Here is a 1,020-nt window from a genome sequence, read left to right as displayed (position 1 = left end):
CGCCGTCGACCGCGACGCCGACGCCTGCGCCGGCGCCGCCGCCGCGTCCCGCCGCTTCGGGGTGCTGCTGCAGGCCGTGCACGGCACCGCCCCCGGCGTCCTCAACGACCTGCCGGAGCCGGACGTCGTCCGGGTCGGCGGCGGCGGCGCGGCCGTCGTCGCGGAGTGCGCGGCCCGGCGCCCGGAGCGGATCGTCGCGCACGCCCGCACCCGGGACGGCGCCGAGGAGGTCGTACGGGCCGTCGCGGACGCCGGATACGCCGTGGAGGTCTCGCTCCTGCAGTCGGTCGACCTCGACCCGGAGGCCCCCGCGCCCGCGGGGCAGGGCGCCGGGTGGCGGGAGCGGGAGCGCAGCGTCGTGTTCCTGATCGCGGGAAGCCGCGGCGCCTGAGCCGGGGCGCCACCGGGCGCGCCGGGTGCCGCGCACGGCGCGCTCCGGGTGCGCGGGAGGCGTGCGCCGGGGCTCCCCGCGGTGCACCGGACCACGCCCTCCGGCCTCGACCCCAGCCGGACCCGCGGGCGGATTGCGGGTAGGCTGGCCGACTGTTGTGCCGTGAGCTGGCATTGGTGGCAGCGTTGCCGAATGCCGGTAATGTCCGGGGGTCTTGTCGCAGTTGTCGGGAACGCAAACCCTGCGGGACGGTCGTGCCGCCGAGCGGGGTGTGCTCGTTCCAGCTATGGGCGGCCGTCTGTCCCGAGAGGGCTGCTGCCGGACGAACGGTCGGAGAAGGAGCTGGAACGATGGGCGAGGGGTACGGACGCATGACTGACACCGGCAAGCTCCCGGAGGGGCACCAGCCGGGGCCGGACGACGCCGCCGGAGAACACCTCCCCGCCCCCGGCACCGCGCGGCCGGGCGCCGCGGCGCCCGCGCCCCCGGCGGACGACGACGACTTGCTGTTCCTGCCCGGCGCGCAGGGCGCGTGGACGGAGCAGCGGAACCCGGCGGCCGGTGCGGCCGCCCCGGACGCCGGCGCGCGGGATGTGCCCTCGGGCGGCGGCACCGCCTCCGCCGGGGGA

General features: G+C 78.5%; 1 protein-coding gene and 1 pseudogene. Both read left to right on the top strand.

Annotation, left to right across the window (positions count from 1 at the left end; translation table 11 throughout):
• Positions 1-391 (top strand): annotated as a pseudogene (locus ABD317_RS37230) (precorrin-6y C5,15-methyltransferase (decarboxylating) subunit CbiE); the annotation flags it as partial.
• A gap of 371 nt (positions 392-762) precedes the next feature.
• Positions 763-1,020: hypothetical protein (locus tag ABD317_RS37225; RefSeq protein ID WP_344296540.1), on the top strand; the 258-nt coding region annotated here is incomplete at its 3' end.

The sequence above is a fragment of the Streptomyces synnematoformans genome (assembly GCF_039531005.1).
GTDB lineage: Bacteria > Actinomycetota > Actinomycetes > Streptomycetales > Streptomycetaceae > Streptomyces > Streptomyces synnematoformans.
Note: the sequence above shows the minus strand (reverse complement) of the source record. Positions and strands in the feature narration are given on the sequence as shown.